Genomic DNA, 22,599 nt, shown 5'->3' on the forward strand with positions numbered 1-22,599 from the left:
TATTATGTCCGGCCATTCGAAATGGGCAACCATCAAGCACAAGAAGGGCGCGGCTGACGCGCGTCGCGGCCAGGTGTTCACCAAGCTGATCAAAGAAATCAGCATTGCGGCGCGCATTGGCGGCGGCGACCCGGACTCCAATCCGCGGCTGCGCACAGCCATCCTGGGAGCTCGCCAGGAAAATATGCCTCAGGACAATATCAAGCGCGCCATCTTGCGCGGCACCGGCCAGCTTGAAGGGGCGGCGATCGAGGAAGTGCACTTCGAGGGCTACGGGCCCGGCGGGGTGGCCATGATTGTTCAGGCCACCACCGACAACCGCAACCGCACCGTCAACGAAATTCGCCACATCTTCACCCGCTTTGGCGGCAAGATGGGAGAGCCGGGCTCGGTGGCGCGGCTCTTCTCTCAAAAAGGCTATCTGGTTGTGCCCAAGGAAAAGGCTTCCGAAGAAAAGCTGATGGGCATTGTGCTCGACGCCGGCGCAGAAGACCTCCGCGACGATGGTTCGAGTTGGGAAGTGATTAGCCCGCCGGAGAGTTTTGAACCGGTGCGTAACGCGCTCGTCGCCAATCAATGCAGCCCGGCGGTAGCCGAAATCTCCATGCTGCCGGCGAACTACGTGCACCTGGAAGGTTCCCAGGCGCACCACATGTTGAAGTTGATGGAAGAGTTGGAAGACCACGAGGACGTCCAGCACGTTTACGCCAACTTCGACATCAGCGAGAAAGAAATCCAGGAGGCGGTCGCCCCGATGTGAGGGGCTACGACAGGAGTTCCGGGATTCATCCCGGGATGCATGACGGGCTGAAGCCGGGCACTCCTATCGGGGCGAATGGCCTCCCGAGGCTTCGGGACGGCGGATGCGGGTTCTGGGCGTCGATTGCGGCACGGCGAGCACCGGCTACGGCATTGTCGAGCTGGCGGGCGGCCGCTGCCGGATGCTGGCCTACGGTGCCATCCGCACCAGTCCTTCCTGGGAGTTGCCACAGCGGCTTCAAAAGATTCACCGCGAATTGAAAACCCTGGCGGAGAGGTTTGCGCCCGAGGCTATGGCCATTGAAGCGGTTTTCAGCGCCGTCAATGTGCGCAGCGCGCTGAAGCTGGCTCAGGTGCGGGGGGTGGCGTTGCTGGCCGCCGCCGAGACCGGCTTGCCTGTCAGCGAGTATTCAGCGCTTGAGGTGAAGAGAGGGGTCGTCGGCTACGGCCGGGCGGAGAAATGCCAGGTGCAGCGGATGGTGAGGCAACTTTTGCAGCTCGAAGTGATTCCTGAGCCGGATGACGCCGCCGACGCCCTCGCGGTGGCCCTCTGTCATTTGCATACGGCCTCGACCCACAAAAAAATTGCCGCCTCCGTCGCGGCGGAGGGCTCGCCCCGATCCAATCGGGGCTCGCGGTAGTCATCCGGCATCAGGCAAGATATGACGCGTTCCTATCTCTGGCTTTTGGTTCTTTCCCTGGGAGTGACCGCCGCCCGAGCGCCCGATGCGGGCGTGACGCAGTCAGACGAGACCCCGCAGTCTCCCGCCACCATTACCTACTCCAAACTTTTTCCGGGCAGCTCGCCCGAGTATGTCTGGATCGAGGTCCGAGAAGACGGCGCGGGACAATATGAAGTTCGCCGCATGGCGGAAGAGGCGCGGCCCCGGGTCTTTCGCCTGCCCATGCATCTGACTCGGAGAATTTTCGATCTTTCCTCCCGGTTGCAGAATTTCCGAGGCGTGTCCCTTGACTGGCACCGAAAGATAGCCAACCTTGGGAAAAAGAGCTTCCGCTATCAGCGTGGCGAAGAAGACTACGAGACCTCCTTCAACTACACGAGCAACCCGACAGCAACTCAACTCGCCGAAATCTTTGAAGTGCTCACCCGACAACAGCTCGATCTCGAACAAATCCAGCACGCCATGAAGCACGATCGGCTGGGGCTCGTTGATGCCCTCCGGCAGTTTGAGGTTGACCTCCGCAACCAGCGCATTGCCGATGCCGCCCCCTTCGTCCCGCTGCTCCTCGAAATCGGAGCAGACGCGAGTTACGTGGATATCGCCCGCAAGAGGGCGCGGGCGCTGGCCAGCCTGCTCCAACTGGACTACAATGCAAGCAAACCTTAGAGTGGTTTTGGCATCCGTTTGAAAAGGGGCCTTTTGCCCCGGGGAGGTCTCGATGGCCCGGAACTCCTTCGTGGGGAGCATGCTTTTCGTCCTTCTTGCGCTTTCCATTTGTCCCTACGCCTCGGCGCAGCCGGCTGAGGAGGAAGGCTACAGCCATGTCCGCATCATCCGGCTGAGCCTGGTGGAGGGCCAGGTCTTCCTGACCCGCGCGGGCGAAAGCGATGGCCGGAAGGCCGTCCTGAACGATCCGGTGGGACACAGCGCCACGCTGGCCACGGCGGAGGGCATCGCTGAGGTTGAACTCGAAAGCGATGCCATCGTTCGCCTGGCGCAAAATTCTCGCCTGGCCATGACGGAACTCGGGTTGCGCGGGAACGGCGGGCGGGTGACTCATCTTGCTCTTGAAAAAGGCACGGCGACTTTTTACGTCAAGTTGGGCAAGGCCGACGGCTTCCAGGTGACCACGCCCCAGGTTCAACTCTCCGTTTCCAAACGAGCCCAATTTCGTCTGGATGTTTACAGAAACGAGTCGGCAGTGATCGTGCGGCAGGGAAAAGTAGCACTGGATGCCCGCGGGAGTGCGGTCATCCTGGCCAAGGGCAAGTCGGCGGTGATTCGCGCGGAAGAGACCGGGGCCATTGAAATGGCGCAAGCCCCCGCACCGGACGAATGGGATCGCTGGAGCGGCCGGCGCCAGGAGACGATCGAGATCGCGGAGAGTCGCAGCTACCTTCCCGCTCGCCTGACCTACGGGGCAAGCTCGCTCGATGCCTGGGGCCTGTGGTTCTCCTATCCGGGATACGGTTATGTTTGGCAGCCGTATGCGGCAGCCGGTTGGTCGCCCTTTTTCAACGGCTTCTGGGACTCGGTGCCTGGCTTGGGTTACACCTGGGTTTCTTACGAGCCTTGGGGCTGGCTGCCCTATCACTATGGCCGCTGGCTGCTGACACCCTATGGCTGGGCCTGGGTGCCGGGGTATTTTGGTTGGTTTTCACCGGGGCCGGTTAATTGGATCAATTGTGGAAACTATGTTGGTTGGGCGCCTAGGCAACCGGCAAGGCAGCCCCCAACTGCCGCAGCCCCGGCGGGAGGCTTGCCGCCGGGCACCGTCATCAATACTCCCGAGGGGGTAGCGACCGGCGGGCCGAACAAGCGCATCGCCGATGTTGAGGGAATAGATGTGATGCGCGCGACCTTCATGGACCGGCTGGCGCAAACTCCGGAGATGCGCCGACTGGCGATCGAGTCAGCGGCCAGGCAAACGGCTGCGCGGACGGCCGGTCAGCACCCTTCAGCAAGTCCCGAAGCCTCGGGACGATTTGTCTTTGACCCGCGGGAGCGGCGGTTCATCGCCAATCCAGAGGCGCGCGAATCCGATCTCACTCGAGCCCGCGAGTCTGCCCGGGAGCGAGCCCCCGGCTCAGTCATGGCGCCCGGCCTGCTCAAAGCAGTCGAGGAGCGCAGGAGCGGCGTGAAGATGCCGCCCTCGCAAGAGGCAATGCCTCGAATGCGGGGCCAGGGAGACTTTGATCGAGGCGAGATGCGCGGCCGCGGTGGGAGCTCGCCCGATTCAGGCAGGCCATCGGCGTCACCGCGACCTTCGGGTGAACCGCAGGCTTCGCCCCGGCCTTCCCCTCCGCCGGCTTCGCGGCCGGCTTCTCCGGGTGGAACACCCCGGCCTTCGTCGCCACCGCGACCACACGAGTAATGCTCCCACTCATCAGGCGCAGAAACTCGCCGCGACAGGGCGCTCGGTAGAGAGGCATTGCGCTGCCGGAGAACTTTTTTGCCTGCGGCAGGCCACGCCAAAGTAAGTGGCCGGGCAGGCGTGTTAACGAGCGTGCGGGGAGGTGGGAAGCACCAGTGAGGTAGCGTGGCAAAGGGCTACTAGAGCCGTCGGGGCTGCCTCTCCGTCCTTGAGCTGCGCTTCTGAGTCAAGCTGAAGCCGGGCCTGCGCGAGGTCAAACTCAAGGAGCATGCTCCCATCCGGTTCCAAGTGGAATCCGGTCAGTCCGGCCATTTCTGGTTTCCGTTCGCGGTGGATGCTCTCGGTGAACCGTTCGAGTTGGGCTCTGCTCACCATTTTCCTGTCTTCCACTTTATTGGATGAGCAAATCACTCTCCGGGCTGTCCATAATTTGTGATTTGTTGTAAGCAAAGGAAATCGGACTGCGCCCGCGTAGCAATTAGTCGGACTGCTGAAGCATTCGGGCAGGTACAGTACCACCTTTTGGGGCTTACACCTGCCGACGACTGGTGGAAACCGGCCAGAGGTTGGTGCACCTCAGCCCGAATAAAGCCGCCAACGGAGTGGAGAAAGCCGATCGGGTCGGAGGCGCTAATGGAGCGGGCGTGCTTCTGCCAAGCTCGCGCGGGTGACACCGGCTTCATGCAAGAGTTCAAGGGCAAAGCGAATTGGCACGCCAAAGTTGGTGCCGCTGAATTGCTCGAGGATGGCGAAGTTGATGCCGACCACATGTCCCCGGAGATTGAACAGCGGCCCGCCGCTTCCCCCCGATGTGGTGAGTGCATCATAAACAAGCTTGTTGGGCAGAACGTCCCCCAAGTGCCCCTGGGTGGTGGACGGCCGGAGCATCTTCCGCCGCGCCAGATCAGCGGCAATACGAAAAGGATCTTCGTTATTCGAGCGAACCACCTCCCGCGCCATTTCGAGATCCAACTTGGCCAGCACGGCGTCCAGCCCGGTGGGAAAACCAAGCAAGATGACCGGATCGCCGGCTGCCGTCGCCTTTTCATCCAGCTCAAGCGGCACCGGGGAAAGCTGCTTGAGAGAAGGGGGCGCTTTCTCCATCTCCAGGCGGACCACAGCCACGTCGGACTGAACGGAAACTCGCGCCGTTTGCAAATCCAACATCTCCCCCACGTCCGGGAAAATCGCCACAAAACGGGTGAGCCTGGGCTCAAAACCAAGGCTGCGGAAACGGGCCGCGTCGTCGTCCTGCCACCAGGGCTCCGCCACGTGGCGATTCGTCAGGATGTGTCCCTTGCTGCTCACCAGAAAGCCCGTTCCCGAATAGGTGATACTGAAGACCGGCCCGGTGCCCTCCACGGAAAAAACGACGTTCCCCTGGGCGTCGCGCAAAGGTTGGCCTGAACTGTCCAGCCCGGCAAAGCGCAGCGGCGCGTTGTTCGAATCGACGAAATGGAATCGCCCGGCAATCAGACAAACGCTGTGGGAATAGCGCTGGATGATCATGGAACGCGCTGTCCGTTCCTCCTCCAGCCGAGCGATGGCGCCGCGAGTGCTTCGTAACTGCGCTTCCAGACGCGCCAGCTCCGATGGCTTGCGGCTTCCGGCTGCTCGAGCGCCTTCGAGTTCCTGTTTCAGGCGCTCGTGACTGGCCAGCAGTTGCTCGTGTTGCTGCTGGAATTGCCGGCGCTCCTTTTGCGCTGTGGCCATCCACTCTTGCCGCTCACGTTCCACCGACTCCATCAGCGCCTGCTGCCGCGTGCGCTCGGCGCGCACCTGAACGATCAGGTTGCTGAACTGTCTCTCCAGGCTGCGCCGGACAAAGAATCCACGCACGCCCGCCACCAGCAGAACCAGAATGACAACGAGCATGGCTCCCTGGACGCTCCAGCGCTGCCGGCGCGAGGCAAAGCGGAAGAAATGTTCGGTGAAATCGCGCGCCGCAAACCAGCCGCGCCGCAGGCGGCCGCCGGAAACCATCGTGGAACGCGCGGCGGTGTCGCGCATGATCTCGCGCAGGGGGATACAGTGGCCATCGGGGAGGATGTGAACCCGGAGCCGCGGCCCGCCCATCCCCAGCTCGATCATGTCGCCTTCACGAAGGAAAATCTCTTCGACCTGCTGGTCATTCAAAAAACTTTGGCCGGCGCTCCGGTCGCGGAGCAGATATTCGCAGTCCACGAATTCAATGTCGGCGTGGTGGGGTTTGACAGGGGCGTCAAGCCGGGTGGAAAAGCGGACGCGGGACTTCCGGGAACTGCCCAGCGAGAATTTGCGCTCTTTCAGCGTGACCGCACGCCCGCGATGGCTGCCGGAGAGATGGACAAGACGAATCGGCATGCCCGTTCCTGGATAGGTAGATGCTCCCGACGCAGCTTCGACTCACCCCTGCTGTTGGATGCCTGGAAGAAAAGCCAGCGCGTCAGGAAACAACGACCCCGGCATAGCCCACCACTTCATCGCGCTCGCCGGTGACGTCGCCGCTGGTGGCATAGCGGACCAGCTCGGCGGTGGTGGCACCCAGATGGCAGGCTGCCGTGAGCATGACCGTTGCCGGGCCGTAGCCGCACATCGTGATGCCCTCGCTCCGAACGGTGTCGTAAAGCCCTCTCGGGTTGAGAGCCAAAATCTGGTCGAGCGCCTTGCGGTCTTTCACCCGCGTGACCGAGTCGCTCTCGTAATGATTCATGTCCGAGGATGCAACCACGACGGTCGGAACCTTGGATGCCGCAAGCACCCGCCCAATGGCCTCGCCCAGCGCTTCCAGCGGCGCAAAACGGCTCACGCCTACGGCAATCGGAACAAAATGGAATTGCCTGTGCAGGCGCTGGAGAAAAGGCAATTGTACTTCCAGCGAATGCTCCAACCGGTGAGCAGCTTCGTCTTCGGCAAGCAGATGGCAAGCCTTCTTCAGCTCGGCAGCCAGTTCAGGGTCGGCCGGCACATCCCCGAGCGGGGTCTGCCACGCTCCGGAGGACATGATCGCCAGCGATTCGCCCAACCCGGTATGATTCGGGCAAAGGATGATGTAGCGTTCCACCGGCTGCATGCGGGCAAAGACGGCGCCCGCCACATGACCGGAATAGAGGTAGCCGGCGTGGGGCACCACACAGCCAAGAGCCCGCGTCCTCTCGGCGCTGGCAACGAGAAAGCGATCCAGGTCGTGTATCAGTTTTTCGGGGTCAGCGGGGTAGAAACGGCCGGCTACGGCAGGTTGACGTATCACGGCACACCTCCAGCAGCCTGCCCCGTATCGTATGACCTGACCCTACAGGTGTCAAGCGTGGCAGGCTGCTTCGACCTTGTGTTCAAGCTCCCCTTTTTCATGCAAGATAGAAACTTTCCCGGGGTTCGATACGTTGATTGCAGCAGGAGGGAGCAGGTGCGTCCGCGACTGGCCTTACGCGAGCCGGTGACCATTGCGCTGGAAGCGCTCCGGGCGCACAAGCTGCGGTCGTTCCTGACGCTGCTCGGGGTGATCATCTCGGTGACCACGTTGATTGCGGTGATTTCAGTCATCGAGGGGATGAACCGCTACATCGCCGACCGGGTGGCCAACATGGGGTCGAACGTCTTCTTGATCACCCGCTTTCCCATCCTTACCGACGCTGAGGAATTTTTCAAAGCCGCCCGGCGCAACCGCAACATCAACTGGGAGGACTACGAAGCGGTACGTGACGGCATGCGGCTGGCTCAGGCCGTCGGCCTGGAGGTTCGCCTTTACGGCGGCGCTCGCTATGGCACCCGTGACCTGGCCGACGTCAACATTCGCGGGGTCACCGCCAACATCGCCGAGATGGATGTGGAAGAGGTTGCCGCCGGGCGCTATGTCAGCGATAGCGACGACCGGCATCGCGCCATGACCGCGGTCATCGGGGCCGAGGTAGCCGAGCGCCTGTTCCCCGGTGTGGACCCGCTCGGCAAGACCATCCTGGTGGACAGCCGACCCTTTCTGATTGTCGGGCTTGCCAGGCGCATCGGCACTGTGTTCGGCCAGTCCCAGGACAATTTCGTTTACATCCCCATTCAAACCTTCCTGAAGATCTACGGCACCAACCGGAGCCTCACCATCAACGTCCAGAGCCGGGGCCCGGAGATCATGTCCAAGACGCAAGACGAGGCTCGATGGATCATGCGCGGCCGGCGCCACCTGAAGCCGAACGAGCCGGACAGCTTCGGCATCATTGCCTCCGCCTCGGTGATGGACCTGTGGCATCAACTGACCGACGCCATCGCTCGCACCACCGTCGGCGTGGTCTCCATCTTCCTGGTGGTGGGCGGCATCGTCATCATGAACATCATGCTGGCCAGCGTCACCGAGCGCACCCGGGAAATCGGAATCCGCAAATCGGTGGGCGCGCGCAAGCGGGACATCCTGCTCCAGTTTCTGGTGGAGTCTGCGGTGCTGTCGGCAGTGGGGGGCGCGATCGGGGTGACGCTGGCATATATGATCTCGTGGCTGGTGGCCATGACGACGTCGGTTCCGACGGCGGTGCCGGTGGCGGCGGTATTTCTGGCGTTGTTTGTATCCACCAGCGTTGGCCTGTTCTTCGGCATCTATCCGGCGCGAAAGGCGGCGCGGCTCGACCCGATCGAAGCGTTGCGGTTTGAGGGATAGCATGCCCTTGCCCGTTGCTGAAAATGTGCGCATGGCGCTCGACACGTTGCGCAGCCACAAGTTGCGCTCCTTCCTTACCCTGCTCGGCGTCATCGTCGGCACTGCCACCGTCATCACGGTCAGCTCCATCATCGAGGGCCTGCGCAGGGACGTCGCCGACTACCTCGAAGACTACGGCACCAACACGCTGTTCATCTACAAATTCAGTCCCGGAATTCACATTGGTCGGTTGAGCAACGAGGAGCGGATGCGCAAGCCGCTTACGCTCGAGGACATGGAGGCGATTGCCGAATCCTGCCCTTCGGTGAAGCGGGCGGTGGCCGAAGCCTTCTATCGTTTCGGCATGCAGCCGCCACACGTGGACAATGTGCGCTACAAGGGTCACGAGGTTTTCCAGGTCGAGCATACCGGCACGCTGCCCGTCTATCAGGACGTCCTCAACGCGCGCATCGCCCAAGGCCGCTTCTTCACCGATGCGGAAAACTTGCACCGCGCGAGCGTGGCAGTGATCGGCCACGACATCGGCGAGGCCTTTTTCTTGAACCAAGACGCGCTGGGGAAAACCATTCTGGTCAATGGCGTGCCCTATCAGGTGGTCGGCGTGCTCGAGAAGCGCAAGGGACAGTTCTTCCGCGACGAGTCAGCCGATAAGCAGGTGTTGGTGCCCTACCTCACCTATCGCAAGAACAACCCCGGTGCCGACGACCATTTCATCGGCGCGGAGGCCTATCCGGGTAAGATGGGCGACGCCGAAGATGAAATCCGGACGCTCCTGCGCCGGCGCCGCAACGTGCCCTACAACAAGCCGGACAACTTTGGCATCTCCAGCGCCGAACAGATCGTCGAGCAATTCAAGGATATTACCGGAGCCATCGCCCTGGCCATGGTGGTCATCAGTTCCATCGGCCTGCTCGTGGGCGGAGTGGGGGTGATGAACATCATGCTCGTCTCGGTGACCGAACGCACCCGCGAAATTGGCGTGCGCAAGGCCATCGGCGCCCGCAAGCGTGACGTAACCTGGCAGTTCCTCACCGAGGCGATGACGCTGACCGGGATAGGCGGGGTCATCGGCATCCTCGTCGGCATCAGCCTCAGCCTCCTCATCAACGCCCTCGCGCCCAAGTTGCCGTCGGTGGTGCCGGCCTGGGCGGTTGCGGCGGGCGTGATGCTCGCGGTAAGCGTGGGGCTTTTCTTCGGCGTGTATCCGGCGGTGAAAGCCGCCGGCCTCGACCCGGTTGAAGCCTTGCGCTACGAATAGCACTACGCGCAATGCCCCGGGTGACAAAGATCATCGCCACCGGCGCTACAAACTCCATCGAAAAGCCGATTGAGGCGGGAAAGAAGAGGCTAGATAGGTCTCGAAGGCTTTCCGCGAATCTTGACAGCCGTGTCCGTTCCCGGAAGGAATTCCACGCTGACTCTGTCGCCGTGCTGGTAGCCGCCGCGGTCCAGGATTTTCTCAACCTTCGGCAACAGCCTGGGATCGTAGGTGAAGGTGCGCACGGCGTAGGGATTGTCCTTGCCCTGCACCATGATGGCGGCGCGAGTCATGCTCAAAACAGTGCCGCGAAATACTTCGAGCTTCGTCTTGGGAGTCTTCAGCTTGATAGGAGGCGGCTGTTGCGCCAACTGTAGTTGGGGAAGGCCCAAGAAAATTGCGGCAGCAAGCGCGATTTGCGCCAGCCGCCAGGCGGCGGAAAGCCTATTTTGCGTCTTCATCGAGGCTGATCTTGAGCGAACGCAGAAACTTCATGTCCTGGGAGGTGATTCCATCGCCCCGCCTCTGGCGGGGTTCGGCGTCGGCATCTACGGTCGCTTGACCTTCATCGTCGAGACGAATGTGAAGGCGCTTGAGGAAGCGTTTATCCTGGCTGGTGATGACGAGGGAGGCATCTTCGGGGCGCTTGCTCAAGCCAATGGTGGCGTCGAGGACCAGGAAAATGTCGTAGCCGGACGCGCGGATGGTACCGATTACATCAGCGACTTGGTCAGAATCGGACACCGATTCGTTGATGGCCTTACCCAGTTCGCGGAGAAGTTGCCTCAGGCGATCATCGAGCCGCAAGTGTCTCCTCCCCCCGTCGCGTCCCACCAAGCGACATTCTACGTGCCGACTTCCCGCAGTGTCAAGGAACCGGGAGTACCAATCTTGGGGGGCCAGTTACAGGCAATGGGTCAATGGTCTGTCGAGGTGACGGGATTTGTCATCGTTGCCTCTCCCGCCGGCTTGCTTGTTCCCTCATGGCGCGGCGTGGTTCAACAGGGCCGGGCACCAGGCGCGACTCACCCGGCTTGCGCCTGCCGGCGCGAGCCACTAAGATAGCCGGCATGGCCGCCATGAGCCGGATTTTCAACGCTGCGCTTGGCGCGGGCTGGGGCGTGGCGCGATCGCTCTGGCGCGTGGCGCGCGCCTTGTTCCACGAGATCACCGGAGCGCTTTTCCTGGTCCTGGCGTTTATGGGCGGCGCAGCCGCCATCCGCGAATGGCGGCACTCCTCTCAAGAGGCCTACCACTGGCTTCGCTTCGGGTTGAGCGCGGCATTTTCCTTGATGATGCTGATTTTTGCGATTTCTTCGTTTCGCAGCGCCCGGCGGGTAAAGTGAACAAACCAAGCAAGGTTGAAAAGAAACCGTCCGAGCAAGAGCAAAAGTTCGAGACCACCTCGCACATTGAAGTCGCCCGGTGCTATGCGCCTGCCAATCGAGGTGATTTCGATCCGGGTGAGAAGCTCGGCGAGCCCGGAGTCTTTCCCTTCACTCGCGGGGTCTATCCCACGATGTATCGCGGCCGGCTCTGGACCATGCGACAATATGCCGGCTACGGCAGCGCTCAAGAATCCAATCGTCGCTTCCGCTATCTCCTGGAACAGGGCCAGACCGGGCTCTCGGTGGCGTTTGATCTTCCCACCCAGATTGGCCTGGACAGCGACCATCCCCTGGCCGCCGGCGAGGTTGGCAAGGTAGGCGTGGCGATCGCCTCGCTCGAAGACATGGAGACGCTGTTCGAAGGCATTCCGCTTGGGCGCGTCTCCACCTCCATGACCATCAATGCCACCGCGGCGATCCTGCTGTGCCTGTACGTTGCCATCGCCAAAAAGCAAGGCGCCGATCTGCTCAAGCTCTCCGGCACCGTGCAGAATGACATCCTGAAAGAATACATTGCCCGCGGGACTTACATTTTCCCGCCCAAACCGGCGATGCGGATCGTCACCGATCTCTTCCGCTGGTGTAAAGACACGCTGCCCGAATGGAACACGATTTCCATCTCCGGCTACCACATCCGCGAGGCCGGTTCCACCGCTGTCCAGGAGGTTGCCTTCACGCTGGCAAACGCGAAGGCTTACGTTCGGGCGGCGCTGGAGGCGGGACTCGAGATCGATGATTTTGCGCCGCGACTTTCCTTCTTCTTCAGCGCGCACAATAACGTTCTGGAAGAGGTAGCCAAATTCCGAGCGGCGCGCCGGCTCTGGGCGCACATCATGAAGGAAGAGTTTGGCGCGCGCGACCCTCGCTCAATGATGCTGCGTTTCCACGCGCAGACGGCCGGCGCCACCCTGACCGCGCAGCAGCCGCATGTCAACGTCGTCCGCGTGACCCTCCAGGCGCTGGCCGCCGTCCTCGGCGGTTGCCAATCTCTCCACGGCAATGCTCTGGACGAAGCACTCGCCCTCCCGACCGAGGAATCGGCTCTGCTCGCTCTTCGCACGCAACAGGTGATCGGGCACGAGAGCGGGGTTACCAGCACCGTTGACCCGGCCGGCGGCTCTTACTGCATCGAAGCCCTGACGGATGAGATCGAGCGCCGCGCTGCCGAATACCTCAACCGGATGGAAGCGATGGGAGGCACGCTGCGAGCGATCGAGACGGGCTACATTCAAACCGAAGTGCAGCAGGCAGCCTACGAGTACCAACGGGCCATTGAAGACACGAGACAGACGGTCGTTGGCGTGAATCGCTTCACCACCGAAGGAGATAAGCCCATCCCAATTCTGCGCATCGATCCGGAGATCGAGCGGGCCCAGGTCGAGCGCTTGCGCCGCCTGCGTGCATCACGCGATGCCGCCGCTGTCGAGGCCGCTCTTGCCGAGGTCGAGTGCCGGGCGCTCACCGAGGAAAATCTCTTGCCCGCCGTTCTCGCCGCGGTCGAGGCTTACGCCACCGTCGGTGAAATCGCGGATACTCTTCGACGCGTGTTTGGCGAGTATCGCGAGACGATCGTGGTGTAGGGGCGCTGGTCTCCTGAGACGGAGGGTGATTCTACATCGCACATCAAAGAATCTCCGGAAAAGACGCCAGCTCTCCAGGCGGCCACCCAATCCACTATTCTATTTCCGCAAAATGCTCGGGGCAGCCCATTGAGCGCTCGCGCCAAAGTTCGCACCGCCGCTGAAGCATTCGGTTACGTTAACCGCGTTGGCTTCTGCCTGCTTTTTCCGACAAAAGGTCTGGACATGCCGAGCCTGTATGAAGTGGTCGGCAACGCCCGCATCAAGATTCCGATGTGGAACGAGGACATCGAGCGCTGCTGGACGTGGAAAGACGAGTTGCCGAGGCAGCGACGCGCCTTTTTTGCCAAGTATTTTCGCGGGCGCGGCACGTTCATATCGCTCGAGATGCTTCCCTCCTTTCTGGCGCTGCACCATGCTCCCACTTCGCCCGGAGAGTTCAAAGGTTTTTTTGAGGCCGGCCGCATCTCGCCCACAGCGAGAGCGGTCTGGGAAGCGCTGGCCGAGCATGGGCCGCTGGCCGTTCTCGAGCTGCGCCACGCCTGCGGCCTGGCCGGCAAGAGTGGAAACGTCCGCTTCAAGAAAGCGGCTGAGGAACTGCAAAGAAAATTGATCATCGTCCACTTCGGCACCGAGCAGGAGACGGCTGCGTGGCCCTCGGGGAAGTATGAATTGACGTGCCGTGCCTTTCCGAAACAGGTGGCGCGGGCAAGAACAATCCCGAAGGAAACCGCACGAGCCAGGATCGCCGCGAAGTACCTCGAATCCCGGCCCGGGAAGGCCGCTCGGGATTTGGCGCGTATCTTTGGGTGGTCGCGGGAAGAAACGGAGAAGGCCATGAAAAATCAGCCGCCCGCGCCCGTTTGAGCACAGGCGGCATTGCCTTTCAAGCCGAGCTGGTCAGCAATCCCGCGCATCGCTTGAATACAGAAGGCGACGTGCTCCTCGACGGGCACGCTCAGTTCTTCGGCGCCCTTCAAGATATCCTCGCGGTTCACGGAGCGGGCAAAAGCCTTGTCCTTGAACCGCTTCGTCACCGACTTGGCCTCCAGCTCCATGATGCTCTTATTCGGCCGCACCAGCGCGCAGGCCGTGATGAACCCCGCCAGCTCGTCGCAAGCAAAGAGGCTTTTCTCGAGCTTGCTCACCCGCGGCACATTCATGTAATCGGCGTGTGATTGGACGGCGCGAATGATTTCTTCCGGCCAGCCGCGTTCCCGCAAGATTTTCGAGCCTTCGGCCGGATGATGGGGCGCGTCAGGCCAGCGCTCGTAATCAAAATCATGGATGAGGCCCACCACGCCCCAGAGGTTTTCATCTTCTCCCCATTTGCGAGCGTAGGCGCGCAGGCAGGCCTCGACCGCCAGCGCGTGCTTGCGCAGATTCTCGTTCCTGGTGAATTCACAGAGCAATTCCCAGACAGCAGCGCGATCGTACATGGTCGTTTCCGCCCGGCAGGCGGCCCGTGCCGGGGTCGCTCGTCGTCAAAAGCGGCATTGTACCAGAGTCAAAAGAGACCCACCAAAGCGGTGAAAATTCCCTCAAGAGGCAAAATGGGGCTTGACAGGGGGTTACGAACAACACACAATACGCGCCATTCGACTCCTCCAGATTTGCAGCATCCGTTTGCGGCCAGGAGACAACCTCGGGGGACGCATGGCCGAAACGACGCTTGAGCGTGAAACGCTTCGCTGCAAAGCCTGTGGATTAGTCCAGTTTCGCACCCGCAACAACCTCTGCCGCCGGTGTTTGGTACACTTGCCCGAGCCGGTGCTGCCCGAGATGATCAGCCCACCCGTGCCACCACCGCTGCCCGAGGCGACGCAAGAAATGCTGCGCCGCTATCTGAACCGCGATACGGTGGCGAACATCGGCCGGATGATTCGCCGGCTGCGGGAACGCCGCGGGCTTACGCAAAGCAACCTTCAGGCGCGCTCGGGTGTTTCACGGTCTTATCTCTCGCGGATTGAGTCCGGGCAGATGACACCCTCGCTGGCCACGCTGGAGAAGGTAACAGCGGCGCTGCAGGTGACCATGGCTCAGCTCTTCACGCCGGTCAACGGATCGATGCTTGACGATTACTTCATCGCTGAGCTGCGGCCGTATCTGCGCCGGCTCGACGGCATGCAGTGGTCCACCGTGCTGCGCAAGATGCAGGAACTGGCAGCTTTGGGGCCGAACTGACGGCCTCGCCGCGTCAGCCGGCTTGTGCCGTTCCAACTTGTTTAAACTGGAGTCGCTCGCAATAGGCGCAATCAGTTGGAACGGCACTCGGAACAGGACAAGGTCCGGCTGGAAGAATCGGATCTTCCCGTGATCGAACCGGTCGAGTACGGCGAGATTCGCTACTTTCGCATGGCCCGGCGGTACTTCGGCCGCCTGCTCTATACCACCGGCGTTTTCTGGGTGGACGGACTGCTTTTTGACTCTGGCCCGCCGAATATTTCCCGGGAATTCGCTCGCCTGTCCAGGGAACTTGCCATTCGCCTCTCGGTGACCACTCATCACCACGAGGACCATGTCGGCAACCACGCCACGCTTCGACGCATGGGAATTCCCCTGTTCGCTCATTCCACCGCCATCCCGCGCCTCGCTCACCCGCCAGAGAGATTGCATCTCTATCGCCGCCTTGCCTGGGGCACGCCTGAGGCCGCCCTAGCTCAGCCGCTTGGGCCGGAGATTGCGACCCGGCAGCTTCGCTTCCAGGTGATCCACACCCCGGGTCACGCCGAGGACCACGTGGCGCTGTTCGAGCCCAACCGAGGCTGGCTGTTCACCGGCGATCTCTATCTGGGTCCCTACCTGCGCTATCTGCGCGCGGATGAGGACGTCTATGCTTTGATGGATTCGCTCCGCAGGCTCTTGACGCTCGACTTTCGCGAGATCTATTGCCAGCATCGCGGGCAGGTGGAAGACGGCCGCCGGATGCTGGCGAGGAAGCTGGCGTTCCTCGAAGAGCTTGCCGGCCGGGTGCTTGCTCTCCACCAGGAGGGCTTCAGTGAAGCGGCTATCGCGGGAAAACTTTTCTCAGGCGATCGTTTTTGGCGCTTTTTCACCGGAGGCCACTTTTCCCGGCGCAATTTTGTTCGGGCATTCCTCAAGAAAAAAGCTGCTTGACTCCTATCCGCAGGCGGGCAAAGCGGGGGTTGGCGGAGGCCGCCACCCTTGCTAGAATGGAATTTCCTGAACAATGACGCCACGGACAATGTACGAAAAAATATGGGAAGCCCACCTGGTGCAGGAGACGCCGGGCCAGCCTGCCCTCATCTACATTGACCGGCATTTGATCCACGAAGGAACTTCACCGCAGGCCTTTACCGGGTTGCGGCAAACGGGGCGGCGGGTGAGGCGACCCGATTTGACGTTCGCCGTGATGGACCACTCGGTGCCCACCAAAGACCGGCACCTGCCTATCCTGGACACGGTCGCCGCCAAGCAATTTGAAGCGCTGGCCAGAAACTGCGCGGAAACCGGAGTGCGGCTCTTCGATATGTCCAGCAAAAACCAGGGCATCGTGCACGTGATCGGGCCGGAACTGGGCATCACCCAACCCGCGCAAACGATTGTCTGCGGCGACAGCCATACCTCGACGCACGGCGCGCTCGGGGCGCTGGCGTTCGGCATCGGCACCAGCGAGGTCGAACACGTGTTGGCGACGCAGTGCCTGCCGCAGTTCAAGTCGAAGACAATGCTGGTGCGGGTGCATGGGAAGCGGAGGCGGGGTGTGACGGCGAAAGACATCATCCTGGCGATTATCGGAAAGATCGGCATTGCCGGCGGCACCGGCCATGTGTTCGAGTATGCCGGACAGGCCATCGGCGACCTGACGATGGAAGGCCGGATGACGGTGTGCAATATGTCCATCGAGGCTGGCGGCCGGGCGGGAATGGTCGCGCCCGACGATACCACGTTTGCCTATCTGGAAGGGCGTCCCTACGTGCCGCACGGAAAAGATTTTCAAATGGCGGTCCAGGCGTGGAAGTCCGTCGTATCCGACGCCGGAGCGGTCTATGACAGCAGGGTTGAGCTCAATGGGGAGGAGATTGCGCCGCAGGTGACCTGGGGCACAAACCCGGGAATGGTGACCGATGTGACCGGGCGCGTGCCCGATCCGAGTTCCTTCTCGAATCCTGTGGAACGAAGGGCGGCCGAGCGAGCGCTGGAATATATGGCGCTCGAGCCCGGGACGCGGATTGCCGACCTTCGGCTCGATCGCGTGTTTATCGGGTCGTGCACCAACTCGCGGATCGAGGATTTGCGGGCGGCGGCGCGGGTGGTGGCCGGCAAGAAAGTGGCGCGCACGGTGAACGCGCTGGTGGTTCCCGGTTCGATGCAGGTGAAGGCGCAGGCGGAAAAGGAAGGGCTACACAAGATCTTTCTCGAGGCGGGGTTCGAGTGGCGGGACGCCGGCTGCAGCATGTGCATCGGGATGAATCCCGATGTGCTCCCGAGCGGGGAGCGCTGCGCCAGCACCTCGAACCGCAATTTCGAAGGGCGCCAGGGAAAGGGCGGTCGGACGCACCTGGTGAGCCCGATCATGGCGGCCGCGGCGGCGATCGAAGGCCACTTCGTGGACATCCGCGAATGGGACGTGGGCGGAACCGAATAGCAAGGAGGCAGCGAGCCAAGGAGGCAGAGAAGCAGGGTAGTGATGCAGCCGTTCTCGACACATACCGGAGTGGTGGCGCCGCTCGATCGGGTGAACGTGGATACCGATCAGATGGTGCCGAAGCAATTCCTGAAAGGGTTGACGCGCGAAGGCTTCGGGCGCGTCCTCTTCTACGACTGGCGCTACCTGGAAGGGGAGGTGCCCAACCCCGATTTTGTGCTCAACCGGCCACGCTACCAGGGAGCTTCCATCCTGCTGACGCGGGCCAACTTCGGTTGCGGTTCGAGCCGCGAGCACGCCCCCTGGGCGGTGCTGGACTACGGCTTCCGCGTCGTCATCGCGCCGAGCTTTGCCGACATCTTCTACAACAATTGCTTCAAGAATGGCCTCCTGCCGGTGACGCTTGCCGATAGCGAGGTGGATAAGCTGTTCGAGCGCGCCGAGCGGAACGAAAGCTATCGGTTAACGGTTGACCTGGAGAGCCAGACCGTCACGGACGAATCCGGTGTGAAGTTTTCTTTCTCCATCGATCCGTTCCGCAAAGAGTCTCTGCTGAAAGGGCTGGACGACATCGGGATGACACTCGAACACGAGCACGAGATCGCCGCCTACGAGAAAAAGCACCGACCCTCGACGGTGATGCACGGCGACAGCGACATTTGATCGGTGGGACAATTTGGACGGCGTCCTGCCGGAAGGGCGCGGTCATCCGCCAGCGCAATCCGCAATCAAGCAGCTCGGGAGCGCTTCCCCGCGTTAACCCGTGGAGCCCGGACTGCCGGCACTCGGATGGACTCGCAGCCGGTGGGCGATGGAAAAGATGTAGTGGACTCCGGAAATCACCGTAGTGGCGGCGGCGAGATAGAGCAAGAGCTGGCCCGTCGAGTGAAGGGGCGGCGTTTGCGCCACCTCCGCTGCCATCACCACCAGGACCGCCAGGATCTGGGCGCCGGTGTTGATCTTGCCGTAGAGACTCGGAGAAAACCGGCGGTAGTCGGAAAACAAAACAATGATCGCCACCGTCGCGATGATGAGCAGATCGCGGCTGAGCACCAGGATCGTCAGCCACCAACCCACCTTGCCTTTCACCGCCAGCAGGATAAACGCGGAAGAAAGCAAGAGCTTGTCGGCGATGGGGTCCAAAAAGGCTCCGATGTCGGTTTGCTGGTGAAACAGGCGCGCCAGCAGCCCATCCAACCCGTCAGTCAGACCGGCAATAACGAAGATGAGCAGAGCCCAGCGGTAGTGGCCGTATTCGATGGCAATGATGAAGAAAGGAAGGAAGACAAAGCGCAGGAGGGTGAGTTGGTTGGCAGCGGTAAAAATGCGGGTGGTCATGAGGCATCCCGATCCCGAAGCCTCGGGATCGGGACGGGGCAATATAGCCGCGCCTCCCGCCGATGTCAACGCTGCGGCTGAGGAGCCGGGCGTGCCGCGCCGCCGCCCGGCCTGGTCGTTAGCCAAGAAAAATTCTTCGTGGAACGGTGGCGGCTAGGGGGTTGGCCGGCCGGAGGAATTGTCTTCGCTTTCCCCGCCGCCGTTTGAAGCGGTCGCGGCTGGCGCGGGTGGACGCATGGTGGCCACTCGGGCGCCGGCCAAACCGCGGAGCCATTCAAACATTTTGTTGCTGAACAGCCCGGTGATGATCGAGACAGCGAAGATCAGCAGGGGGGAAGCTCCGCGCAAGCCAAGCGCTGAAATATCGGTAGCGGCAGCCAAGTCAGCCGTAAACGAAACCTGAAACAGAAGACCGACCACCGCCAGGGAAATAACCGGCGCACCGACCAGCTTCGTCACGTACCACGGCATAAACCCCAGCGTGTTCCACCGGCTGCGAAACTTCCAGTTGAGGTGGATGGTAATCGTGATCATCCCGAGCAAACTTCCCAGTACGATCAGGGCAACGGGCGCTGGTGGAGGCTCTGCCGACGTCGCCAACGCCGTTTCAAGTTCGGTCAGGATCTTGGCGGCATCGGCCAGATCGGCTGGTTCCTTATTGAGGTCGCCCAGGACGTTTTCCAGCCACGAATTGGCGAGACGCAGGTCGCGCTCGGGCAGCCGCATTTCCGAAAGGGTGGAGGCCAGCGCCTCCACTTCGCCGCGCAGGAGGCTGGTGTCTGGCGCAGCGACTGCGCCCGCTGCTTGCCCGCCTTCTTGTTGGGGACCCGGCACCGGAGATGCCGGAGGAAGCTGTTTCGTTTCCTCAGCGGCGCGTGCCATTACGATCTGCACGCGGCGGACTTCCGCCCGCGCATGGCCTCGTTCTTCCCACTGCTCTCGCGTAAGCGCGGTCTGCGGGTCGAACCGCCCGAACAGGCGAACGCTGTAACCGAGCAAACCAATGCCGGCAGCGATCTGCAGCAAAAGAAATAGAGAGACCACCAGCAGCCGCCGGCCCACTGATTGCAGGTCACCCGGGCTGAGCGCCGACAGAACATTCCAGAAGCGCCGCCAGGCAGCGTCCATGCCGGCGCGGTTGGAGGAGGCGGTCAATTGCTGAAGCCGCCGCTCGAGTTGCGCCATCATGAGACGGATTTCGGCCAGCCAGGCCTGAACAAGCAACCGGGTGATGCCCCGGAGCTGCCCCACCTGAGCGGCGAATTGTTGATAGGCCTGTTCCTGTTCCCGAAACTTTCGCTGGAGTAAAGCCAGTTCGGCGTTGGCAGCAGCTCCGGCTGCACCCCGCGCCGGGCGTCCACCACGAGAAGCAGGGATTCCAGGAGTTGCCATAAGACCTCCTTCCGCGCTGGAGCAGCGCGCATCGGCTATCAATCGGGGCCGATCGGATTGGCCAGGCCGGCGGGCTGCTGGCGCACCGTCTGGCCGTCGGAAAGAAACAGAATCGAGTCATCCTTCGCGGTCAGATAAATCCTTTTATGAATCTTCACCGTGGTCCACTCGCCCTTGGCGCTCTCCCCGGCATCAACTGTCCGGATTTCTTTGTCGGCATCCGCCGTGATCACGGCCAGCAACGCCCCAAGAGTGAGGGCACGAGGGTGGCGATAACCTTTGTTTTTGCCAATATTTTTCCGTCCACTCGAAATGGCCGCCCACTGCGGCCTCATCTGGCTCAAAAAATCGTGCGTGGAAGAAGTCTCCGCGCCGTGGTGGCCCACCTTGTAGAAGGCCGCTCCGCCCAGGCGGGGCTTGATCAACGGGTCAGCGAGGAGCTGGGCTTCCTCCTCCTTTTCGGCATCGCCGGTAAAGAGAAAACTCAGCTTGTCATACTTCACCCGCACCACCACCGAGTTGTTGTTGACGTTCTTCGCCTTGCCAAAGCCTTTGGGCACAAGCAACTCGGCGTGGAGGTTTGTCGCCGGGCAAAAATCGGCGATCGAGGAAAGGGACTTGCCGGCGGGAATGTACTGGAGCGTGCCCGCTTTTTTCTGCTGATTGGCCAGGGTGCGAATTTTTTTGAAGGTTTTGGTGTAGCTTTTTCCGTTGTCCACGAATTTGCCGACCTTAAAAGTCTGCAAGACCCAGTGAAGGCCGGCAATGTGGTCATCGTGCGGATGAGAGGCGATTACCACCTGCAGGGGCGGTTGCTGCCCGGGAACAAGCTGCCTGAGTTGTTGCTGGAAGGCCTTCTGGCTATTGGGGTAGCCGCGAGCGCCGGCATCGATCAGCATACGATGGGTTGCGTGGGGGCAAACAATCAAGATGGCATCGCCCTGGCCGACGTTCAGGACGTAGATCTTCATGTCGCCCTGCACGGTGGCGGCGCGGGCCGGCTGGACGAATACCAGCCAGAGTGCGCCTGCCAGGAGAGCGCGGGTGGCGAGCCGGTGTCTTCCTCTCTCGCCCGCGCCGTTGACCGCGGGAGCAGCTGCCTCCCGGGCCGGAGCCCCGCGCCACACGGCACCGGGCGAAGTTAGTCTGGCTCGCACGGACTGGCTCTCGCGATGTTGGAATTTCTGTGTGAGGGTCCCTGATAAAGCAACCGAAGTATAACACCCAGGTTAAAAGGAAACAAATAAGCCCGGCGGGCTTTTGACTATCGCCAGCCAACTGTCAAGCGGGTCGGCTGGCAGGTCGCCACGGCGACCGGTACAATCCTTTCCATGGACGCGAGAGAGATCCTGGATCCGGTGATGCTTGCCGCCGGGTTTGACGCCTGGGGCGTGGCGCCGGTCGAAGGCCTGCTGGAACTCGAAAACCTGCCGGAATGGCTGGCGCGCGGGTATGCGGGAGAGATGCGCTATCTCACCGACCCGCGGCGAAACGACCCGCGGCAGGTCATGCCGTCGGCCCGCTCGATTATCGTCTGCGCCCTGAATTACAACACGGACCGCCCCTATTCGACTGAAGTTCCGCTCGACCCTGAGCGTGGATGGATTTCTCGCTATGCCTGGGGCGAGGACTACCACGGTATCCTGATGGAGAAGCTCGAGGCAGTGATGGCGGCGTTGCGCGCGAGCCTTGCCGAACCTTTTGAGGCGCGGGCCTACGTGGATACCGGGCCGGTGGTCGAACGCGTTGCCGCGAAGTACGCCGGAATCGGCTGGTTGGCAAAGAATACTTGTTTGATCAACGAGAAGCTCGGTTCCTGGCTCTTTCTTGGAGTGATCCTGACGAGCTTGGAGTTGTCGCCGACTGCCTCGCCGGCTCCGTCCGGGGCGGATGCGGCGGGAGCAAGCCCGCCGCCCGACCTCTGCGGCAACTGCCGTCTCTGCATTGATGCCTGTCCCACCGGTGCGATTGTTGAGCCGTATGTGCTCGACGCTCGGCGGTGCATTTCCTATTTGACAATCGAGCTGCGCGGATCAATCCCGGAAGAATTTCGCGCCCCGATGGGCCGGCAGGTCTTCGGCTGCGACATCTGCCAGGATGTATGCCCGTGGAATCGGAAGTCGCCGGTGAGCAGTGCGCCAGAATTTCTTCCGCGAACGCCTGTGGCCGAGAGCGAAACTCGAAATTCGATCCCGAAGCGTCGGGACGAAAATCGGAGGGTGGCCCATCCTTGCGAACTTGTCCCGAGCGGAGCCGAGGGAGCGAGGGTGGGGATGGAGAAACAAGCTGTGAACTCTTCCTCGTCCGCGGATAGCGCTTCCCTCTTTTCGCCATCGCTCAAGTGGCTCGCTTCGCTCAGCGAAGAGGAATTCCGCCAGATATTCCGCGCCAGCGCCTTGAAGCGAGCCCGGAAACAAGGAATCTTGCGAAACATCCTGGTGGCGATGGGAAATTCCGGAAATGCTCGGTTTGTGCCCATTCTGCGGAAATTTGCGGAGCACGAGGACGTAGTCCTATCCGAAGCTGCCCGCTGGGCCCTGAAACGGTTCGTTGGAGCCTGAACGTACCTACAGGTGCCCCTGTAGCGGCGGCGGGGC

Annotated in this window: 23 protein-coding genes; 14 read left to right on the forward strand and 9 right to left on the reverse strand. The window is 61.7% G+C overall.

Going from position 1 to position 22,599, the window contains the following annotated elements:
• The 4 genes from VIH17_00405 to VIH17_00420 form a co-directional block, all read left to right on the forward strand.
• A partial coding sequence (locus VIH17_00405; GenBank protein HEY4681692.1) for a YebC/PmpR family DNA-binding transcriptional regulator occupies positions 1 to 760 on the forward strand: 760 nt, incomplete at its 5' end.
• Positions 761 to 863: 103 nt separating this feature from the next.
• Positions 864 to 1,400, forward strand: a complete 537-nt coding sequence (gene ruvC, locus VIH17_00410) for a crossover junction endodeoxyribonuclease RuvC (protein HEY4681693.1) — start codon at positions 864 to 866, stop codon at positions 1,398 to 1,400.
• A gap of 21 nt (positions 1,401 to 1,421) precedes the next feature.
• On the forward strand, positions 1,422 to 2,108 hold the full coding sequence (locus VIH17_00415; GenBank protein ID HEY4681694.1) for a hypothetical protein: 687 nt from the start codon (positions 1,422 to 1,424) through the stop codon (positions 2,106 to 2,108).
• A gap of 52 nt (positions 2,109 to 2,160) precedes the next feature.
• Entirely contained in the window at positions 2,161 to 3,816 is a 1,656-nt protein-coding gene (locus tag VIH17_00420) for a FecR family protein (GenBank protein HEY4681695.1), read from the forward strand.
• A gap of 123 nt (positions 3,817 to 3,939) precedes the next feature.
• On the opposite strand, the gene VIH17_00425 is transcribed toward VIH17_00420, so the two are convergent.
• From VIH17_00425 to amrB, 3 genes are all read right to left on the reverse strand, one after another.
• Positions 3,940 to 4,191, reverse strand: coding sequence for a hypothetical protein (locus VIH17_00425; protein HEY4681696.1), 252 nt, complete (start codon positions 4,189 to 4,191; stop codon positions 3,940 to 3,942).
• A 255-nt stretch (positions 4,192 to 4,446) separates the two neighbouring features.
• Positions 4,447 to 6,159 carry a trypsin-like peptidase domain-containing protein gene (locus VIH17_00430; protein ID HEY4681697.1) on the reverse strand — a complete coding sequence of 571 codons (1,713 nt, stop codon included), beginning with the start codon at positions 6,157 to 6,159 and terminating at the stop codon, positions 4,447 to 4,449.
• Positions 6,160 to 6,241: 82 nt separating this feature from the next.
• Positions 6,242 to 7,045, reverse strand: a complete 804-nt coding sequence (amrB, locus tag VIH17_00435; GenBank protein ID HEY4681698.1) for an AmmeMemoRadiSam system protein B — start codon at positions 7,043 to 7,045, stop codon at positions 6,242 to 6,244.
• A gap of 156 nt (positions 7,046 to 7,201) precedes the next feature.
• Between amrB and VIH17_00440 the strand changes: the two genes are divergently transcribed.
• Positions 7,202 to 8,437 (forward strand): ABC transporter permease, encoded by a 1,236-nt coding sequence (locus tag VIH17_00440; GenBank protein ID HEY4681699.1) that lies wholly within the window; start codon positions 7,202 to 7,204, stop codon positions 8,435 to 8,437.
• Between the two features lies 1 nt (position 8,438).
• A complete protein-coding gene (locus tag VIH17_00445) occupies positions 8,439 to 9,695 on the forward strand; it encodes an ABC transporter permease (GenBank protein ID HEY4681700.1) in 1,257 nt (418 codons plus the stop codon).
• An 89-nt stretch (positions 9,696 to 9,784) separates the two neighbouring features.
• Here the strand turns inward: VIH17_00445 and VIH17_00450 are convergent, their stop codons facing one another.
• Positions 9,785 to 10,156, reverse strand: a complete 372-nt coding sequence (locus tag VIH17_00450) for a hypothetical protein (GenBank protein ID HEY4681701.1) — start codon at positions 10,154 to 10,156, stop codon at positions 9,785 to 9,787.
• Positions 10,140 to 10,502: a hypothetical protein gene (locus tag VIH17_00455; protein HEY4681702.1), complete on the reverse strand. Its 363-nt coding sequence runs from the start codon at positions 10,500 to 10,502 to the stop codon at positions 10,140 to 10,142. The genes VIH17_00450 and VIH17_00455 overlap by 17 nt, the downstream gene beginning before the upstream one ends.
• A gap of 272 nt (positions 10,503 to 10,774) precedes the next feature.
• Here VIH17_00455 and VIH17_00460 point away from each other — a divergent pair, with 272 nt between their 5' ends.
• From VIH17_00460 to VIH17_00470, 3 genes are all read left to right on the forward strand, one after another.
• Complete coding sequence (locus VIH17_00460; protein ID HEY4681703.1) at positions 10,775 to 11,041, forward strand: hypothetical protein; 267 nt, start codon at positions 10,775 to 10,777, stop codon at positions 11,039 to 11,041.
• Positions 11,038 to 12,663: a methylmalonyl-CoA mutase family protein gene (locus VIH17_00465; GenBank protein ID HEY4681704.1), complete on the forward strand. Its 1,626-nt coding sequence runs from the start codon at positions 11,038 to 11,040 to the stop codon at positions 12,661 to 12,663. The genes VIH17_00460 and VIH17_00465 overlap by 4 nt, the downstream gene beginning before the upstream one ends.
• 129 nt (positions 12,664 to 12,792) lie before the next feature.
• Positions 12,793 to 13,530 (forward strand): hypothetical protein, encoded by a 738-nt coding sequence (locus VIH17_00470; protein HEY4681705.1) that lies wholly within the window; start codon positions 12,793 to 12,795, stop codon positions 13,528 to 13,530.
• Here VIH17_00470 and VIH17_00475 read toward each other — a convergent pair.
• Positions 13,509 to 14,102 carry an HDIG domain-containing metalloprotein gene (locus VIH17_00475; protein ID HEY4681706.1) on the reverse strand — a complete coding sequence of 198 codons (594 nt, stop codon included), beginning with the start codon at positions 14,100 to 14,102 and terminating at the stop codon, positions 13,509 to 13,511. The genes VIH17_00470 and VIH17_00475 overlap by 22 nt on opposite strands.
• A 217-nt stretch (positions 14,103 to 14,319) precedes the next feature.
• Between VIH17_00475 and VIH17_00480 the strand changes: the two genes are divergently transcribed.
• The 4 genes from VIH17_00480 to leuD all read left to right on the forward strand — a co-directional run bounded on the left by VIH17_00480 (position 14,320) and on the right by leuD (position 17,935).
• On the forward strand, positions 14,320 to 14,847 hold the full coding sequence (locus VIH17_00480) for a helix-turn-helix transcriptional regulator (GenBank protein HEY4681707.1): 528 nt from the start codon (positions 14,320 to 14,322) through the stop codon (positions 14,845 to 14,847).
• A 75-nt stretch (positions 14,848 to 14,922) separates the two neighbouring features.
• Positions 14,923 to 15,780, forward strand: coding sequence for an MBL fold metallo-hydrolase (locus VIH17_00485; GenBank protein HEY4681708.1), 858 nt, complete (start codon positions 14,923 to 14,925; stop codon positions 15,778 to 15,780).
• Between the two features lie 73 nt (positions 15,781 to 15,853).
• The gene (gene leuC, locus VIH17_00490) at positions 15,854 to 17,272 is read left to right on the forward strand and encodes a 3-isopropylmalate dehydratase large subunit (GenBank protein HEY4681709.1); all 1,419 of its coding nucleotides are present in this window, start codon (positions 15,854 to 15,856) and stop codon (positions 17,270 to 17,272) included.
• 42 nt (positions 17,273 to 17,314) lie between these two features.
• Complete coding sequence (leuD, locus tag VIH17_00495; GenBank protein HEY4681710.1) at positions 17,315 to 17,935, forward strand: 3-isopropylmalate dehydratase small subunit; 621 nt, start codon at positions 17,315 to 17,317, stop codon at positions 17,933 to 17,935.
• 93 nt (positions 17,936 to 18,028) lie between these two features.
• Here leuD and VIH17_00500 read toward each other — a convergent pair whose 3' ends face one another.
• The 3 genes from VIH17_00500 to VIH17_00510 all read right to left on the reverse strand — a co-directional run bounded on the left by VIH17_00500 (position 18,029) and on the right by VIH17_00510 (position 21,159).
• Complete coding sequence (locus tag VIH17_00500) at positions 18,029 to 18,610, reverse strand: CDP-alcohol phosphatidyltransferase family protein (GenBank protein HEY4681711.1); 582 nt, start codon at positions 18,608 to 18,610, stop codon at positions 18,029 to 18,031.
• Positions 18,611 to 18,763: 153 nt separating this feature from the next.
• Positions 18,764 to 20,002, reverse strand: coding sequence for a hypothetical protein (locus VIH17_00505; protein HEY4681712.1), 1,239 nt, complete (start codon positions 20,000 to 20,002; stop codon positions 18,764 to 18,766).
• Positions 20,003 to 20,040: 38 nt separating this feature from the next.
• On the reverse strand, positions 20,041 to 21,159 hold the full coding sequence (locus tag VIH17_00510; GenBank protein HEY4681713.1) for an MBL fold metallo-hydrolase: 1,119 nt from the start codon (positions 21,157 to 21,159) through the stop codon (positions 20,041 to 20,043).
• A 174-nt stretch (positions 21,160 to 21,333) separates the two neighbouring features.
• Between VIH17_00510 and queG the strand changes: the two genes are divergently transcribed.
• On the forward strand, positions 21,334 to 22,563 hold the full coding sequence (gene queG, locus VIH17_00515; protein HEY4681714.1) for a tRNA epoxyqueuosine(34) reductase QueG: 1,230 nt from the start codon (positions 21,334 to 21,336) through the stop codon (positions 22,561 to 22,563).
• The last annotated feature ends 36 nt before the right edge of the window (positions 22,564 to 22,599 follow it).

It is taken from the genome of Candidatus Acidiferrales bacterium (genome assembly GCA_036514995.1).
Taxonomy (GTDB): domain Bacteria; phylum Acidobacteriota; class Terriglobia; order Acidiferrales; family DATBWB01; genus DATBWB01.

Bases quoted from the DNA above. Each gene is read 5' to 3' on its own strand.
- VIH17_00450 (HEY4681701.1), bottom strand. From the start codon at position 10,156: ATGAAGACGCAAAATAGGCTTTCCGCCGCCTGGCGGCTGGCGCAAATC.
- VIH17_00480 (HEY4681707.1), top strand. From the start codon at position 14,320: ATGGCCGAAACGACGCTTGAGCGTGAAACGCTTCGCTGCAAAGCCTGT.
- VIH17_00430 (HEY4681697.1), bottom strand. From the start codon at position 6,159: ATGCCGATTCGTCTTGTCCATCTCTCCGGCAGCCATCGCGGGCGTGCG.
- leuC (HEY4681709.1), top strand. From the start codon at position 15,854: ATGACGCCACGGACAATGTACGAAAAAATATGGGAAGCCCACCTGGTG.
- VIH17_00505 (HEY4681712.1), bottom strand. From the start codon at position 20,002: ATGGCAACTCCTGGAATCCCTGCTTCTCGTGGTGGACGCCCGGCGCGG.
- VIH17_00425 (HEY4681696.1), bottom strand. From the start codon at position 4,191: ATGGTGAGCAGAGCCCAACTCGAACGGTTCACCGAGAGCATCCACCGC.
- VIH17_00445 (HEY4681700.1), top strand. From the start codon at position 8,439: ATGCCCTTGCCCGTTGCTGAAAATGTGCGCATGGCGCTCGACACGTTG.
- VIH17_00500 (HEY4681711.1), bottom strand. From the start codon at position 18,610: ATGACCACCCGCATTTTTACCGCTGCCAACCAACTCACCCTCCTGCGC.
- leuD (HEY4681710.1), top strand. From the start codon at position 17,315: ATGCAGCCGTTCTCGACACATACCGGAGTGGTGGCGCCGCTCGATCGG.
- ruvC (HEY4681693.1), top strand. From the start codon at position 864: ATGCGGGTTCTGGGCGTCGATTGCGGCACGGCGAGCACCGGCTACGGC.
- VIH17_00415 (HEY4681694.1), top strand. From the start codon at position 1,422: ATGACGCGTTCCTATCTCTGGCTTTTGGTTCTTTCCCTGGGAGTGACC.
- VIH17_00460 (HEY4681703.1), top strand. From the start codon at position 10,775: ATGAGCCGGATTTTCAACGCTGCGCTTGGCGCGGGCTGGGGCGTGGCG.
- VIH17_00475 (HEY4681706.1), bottom strand. From the start codon at position 14,102: ATGTACGATCGCGCTGCTGTCTGGGAATTGCTCTGTGAATTCACCAGG.
- queG (HEY4681714.1), top strand. From the start codon at position 21,334: ATGGACGCGAGAGAGATCCTGGATCCGGTGATGCTTGCCGCCGGGTTT.
- VIH17_00420 (HEY4681695.1), top strand. From the start codon at position 2,161: ATGGCCCGGAACTCCTTCGTGGGGAGCATGCTTTTCGTCCTTCTTGCG.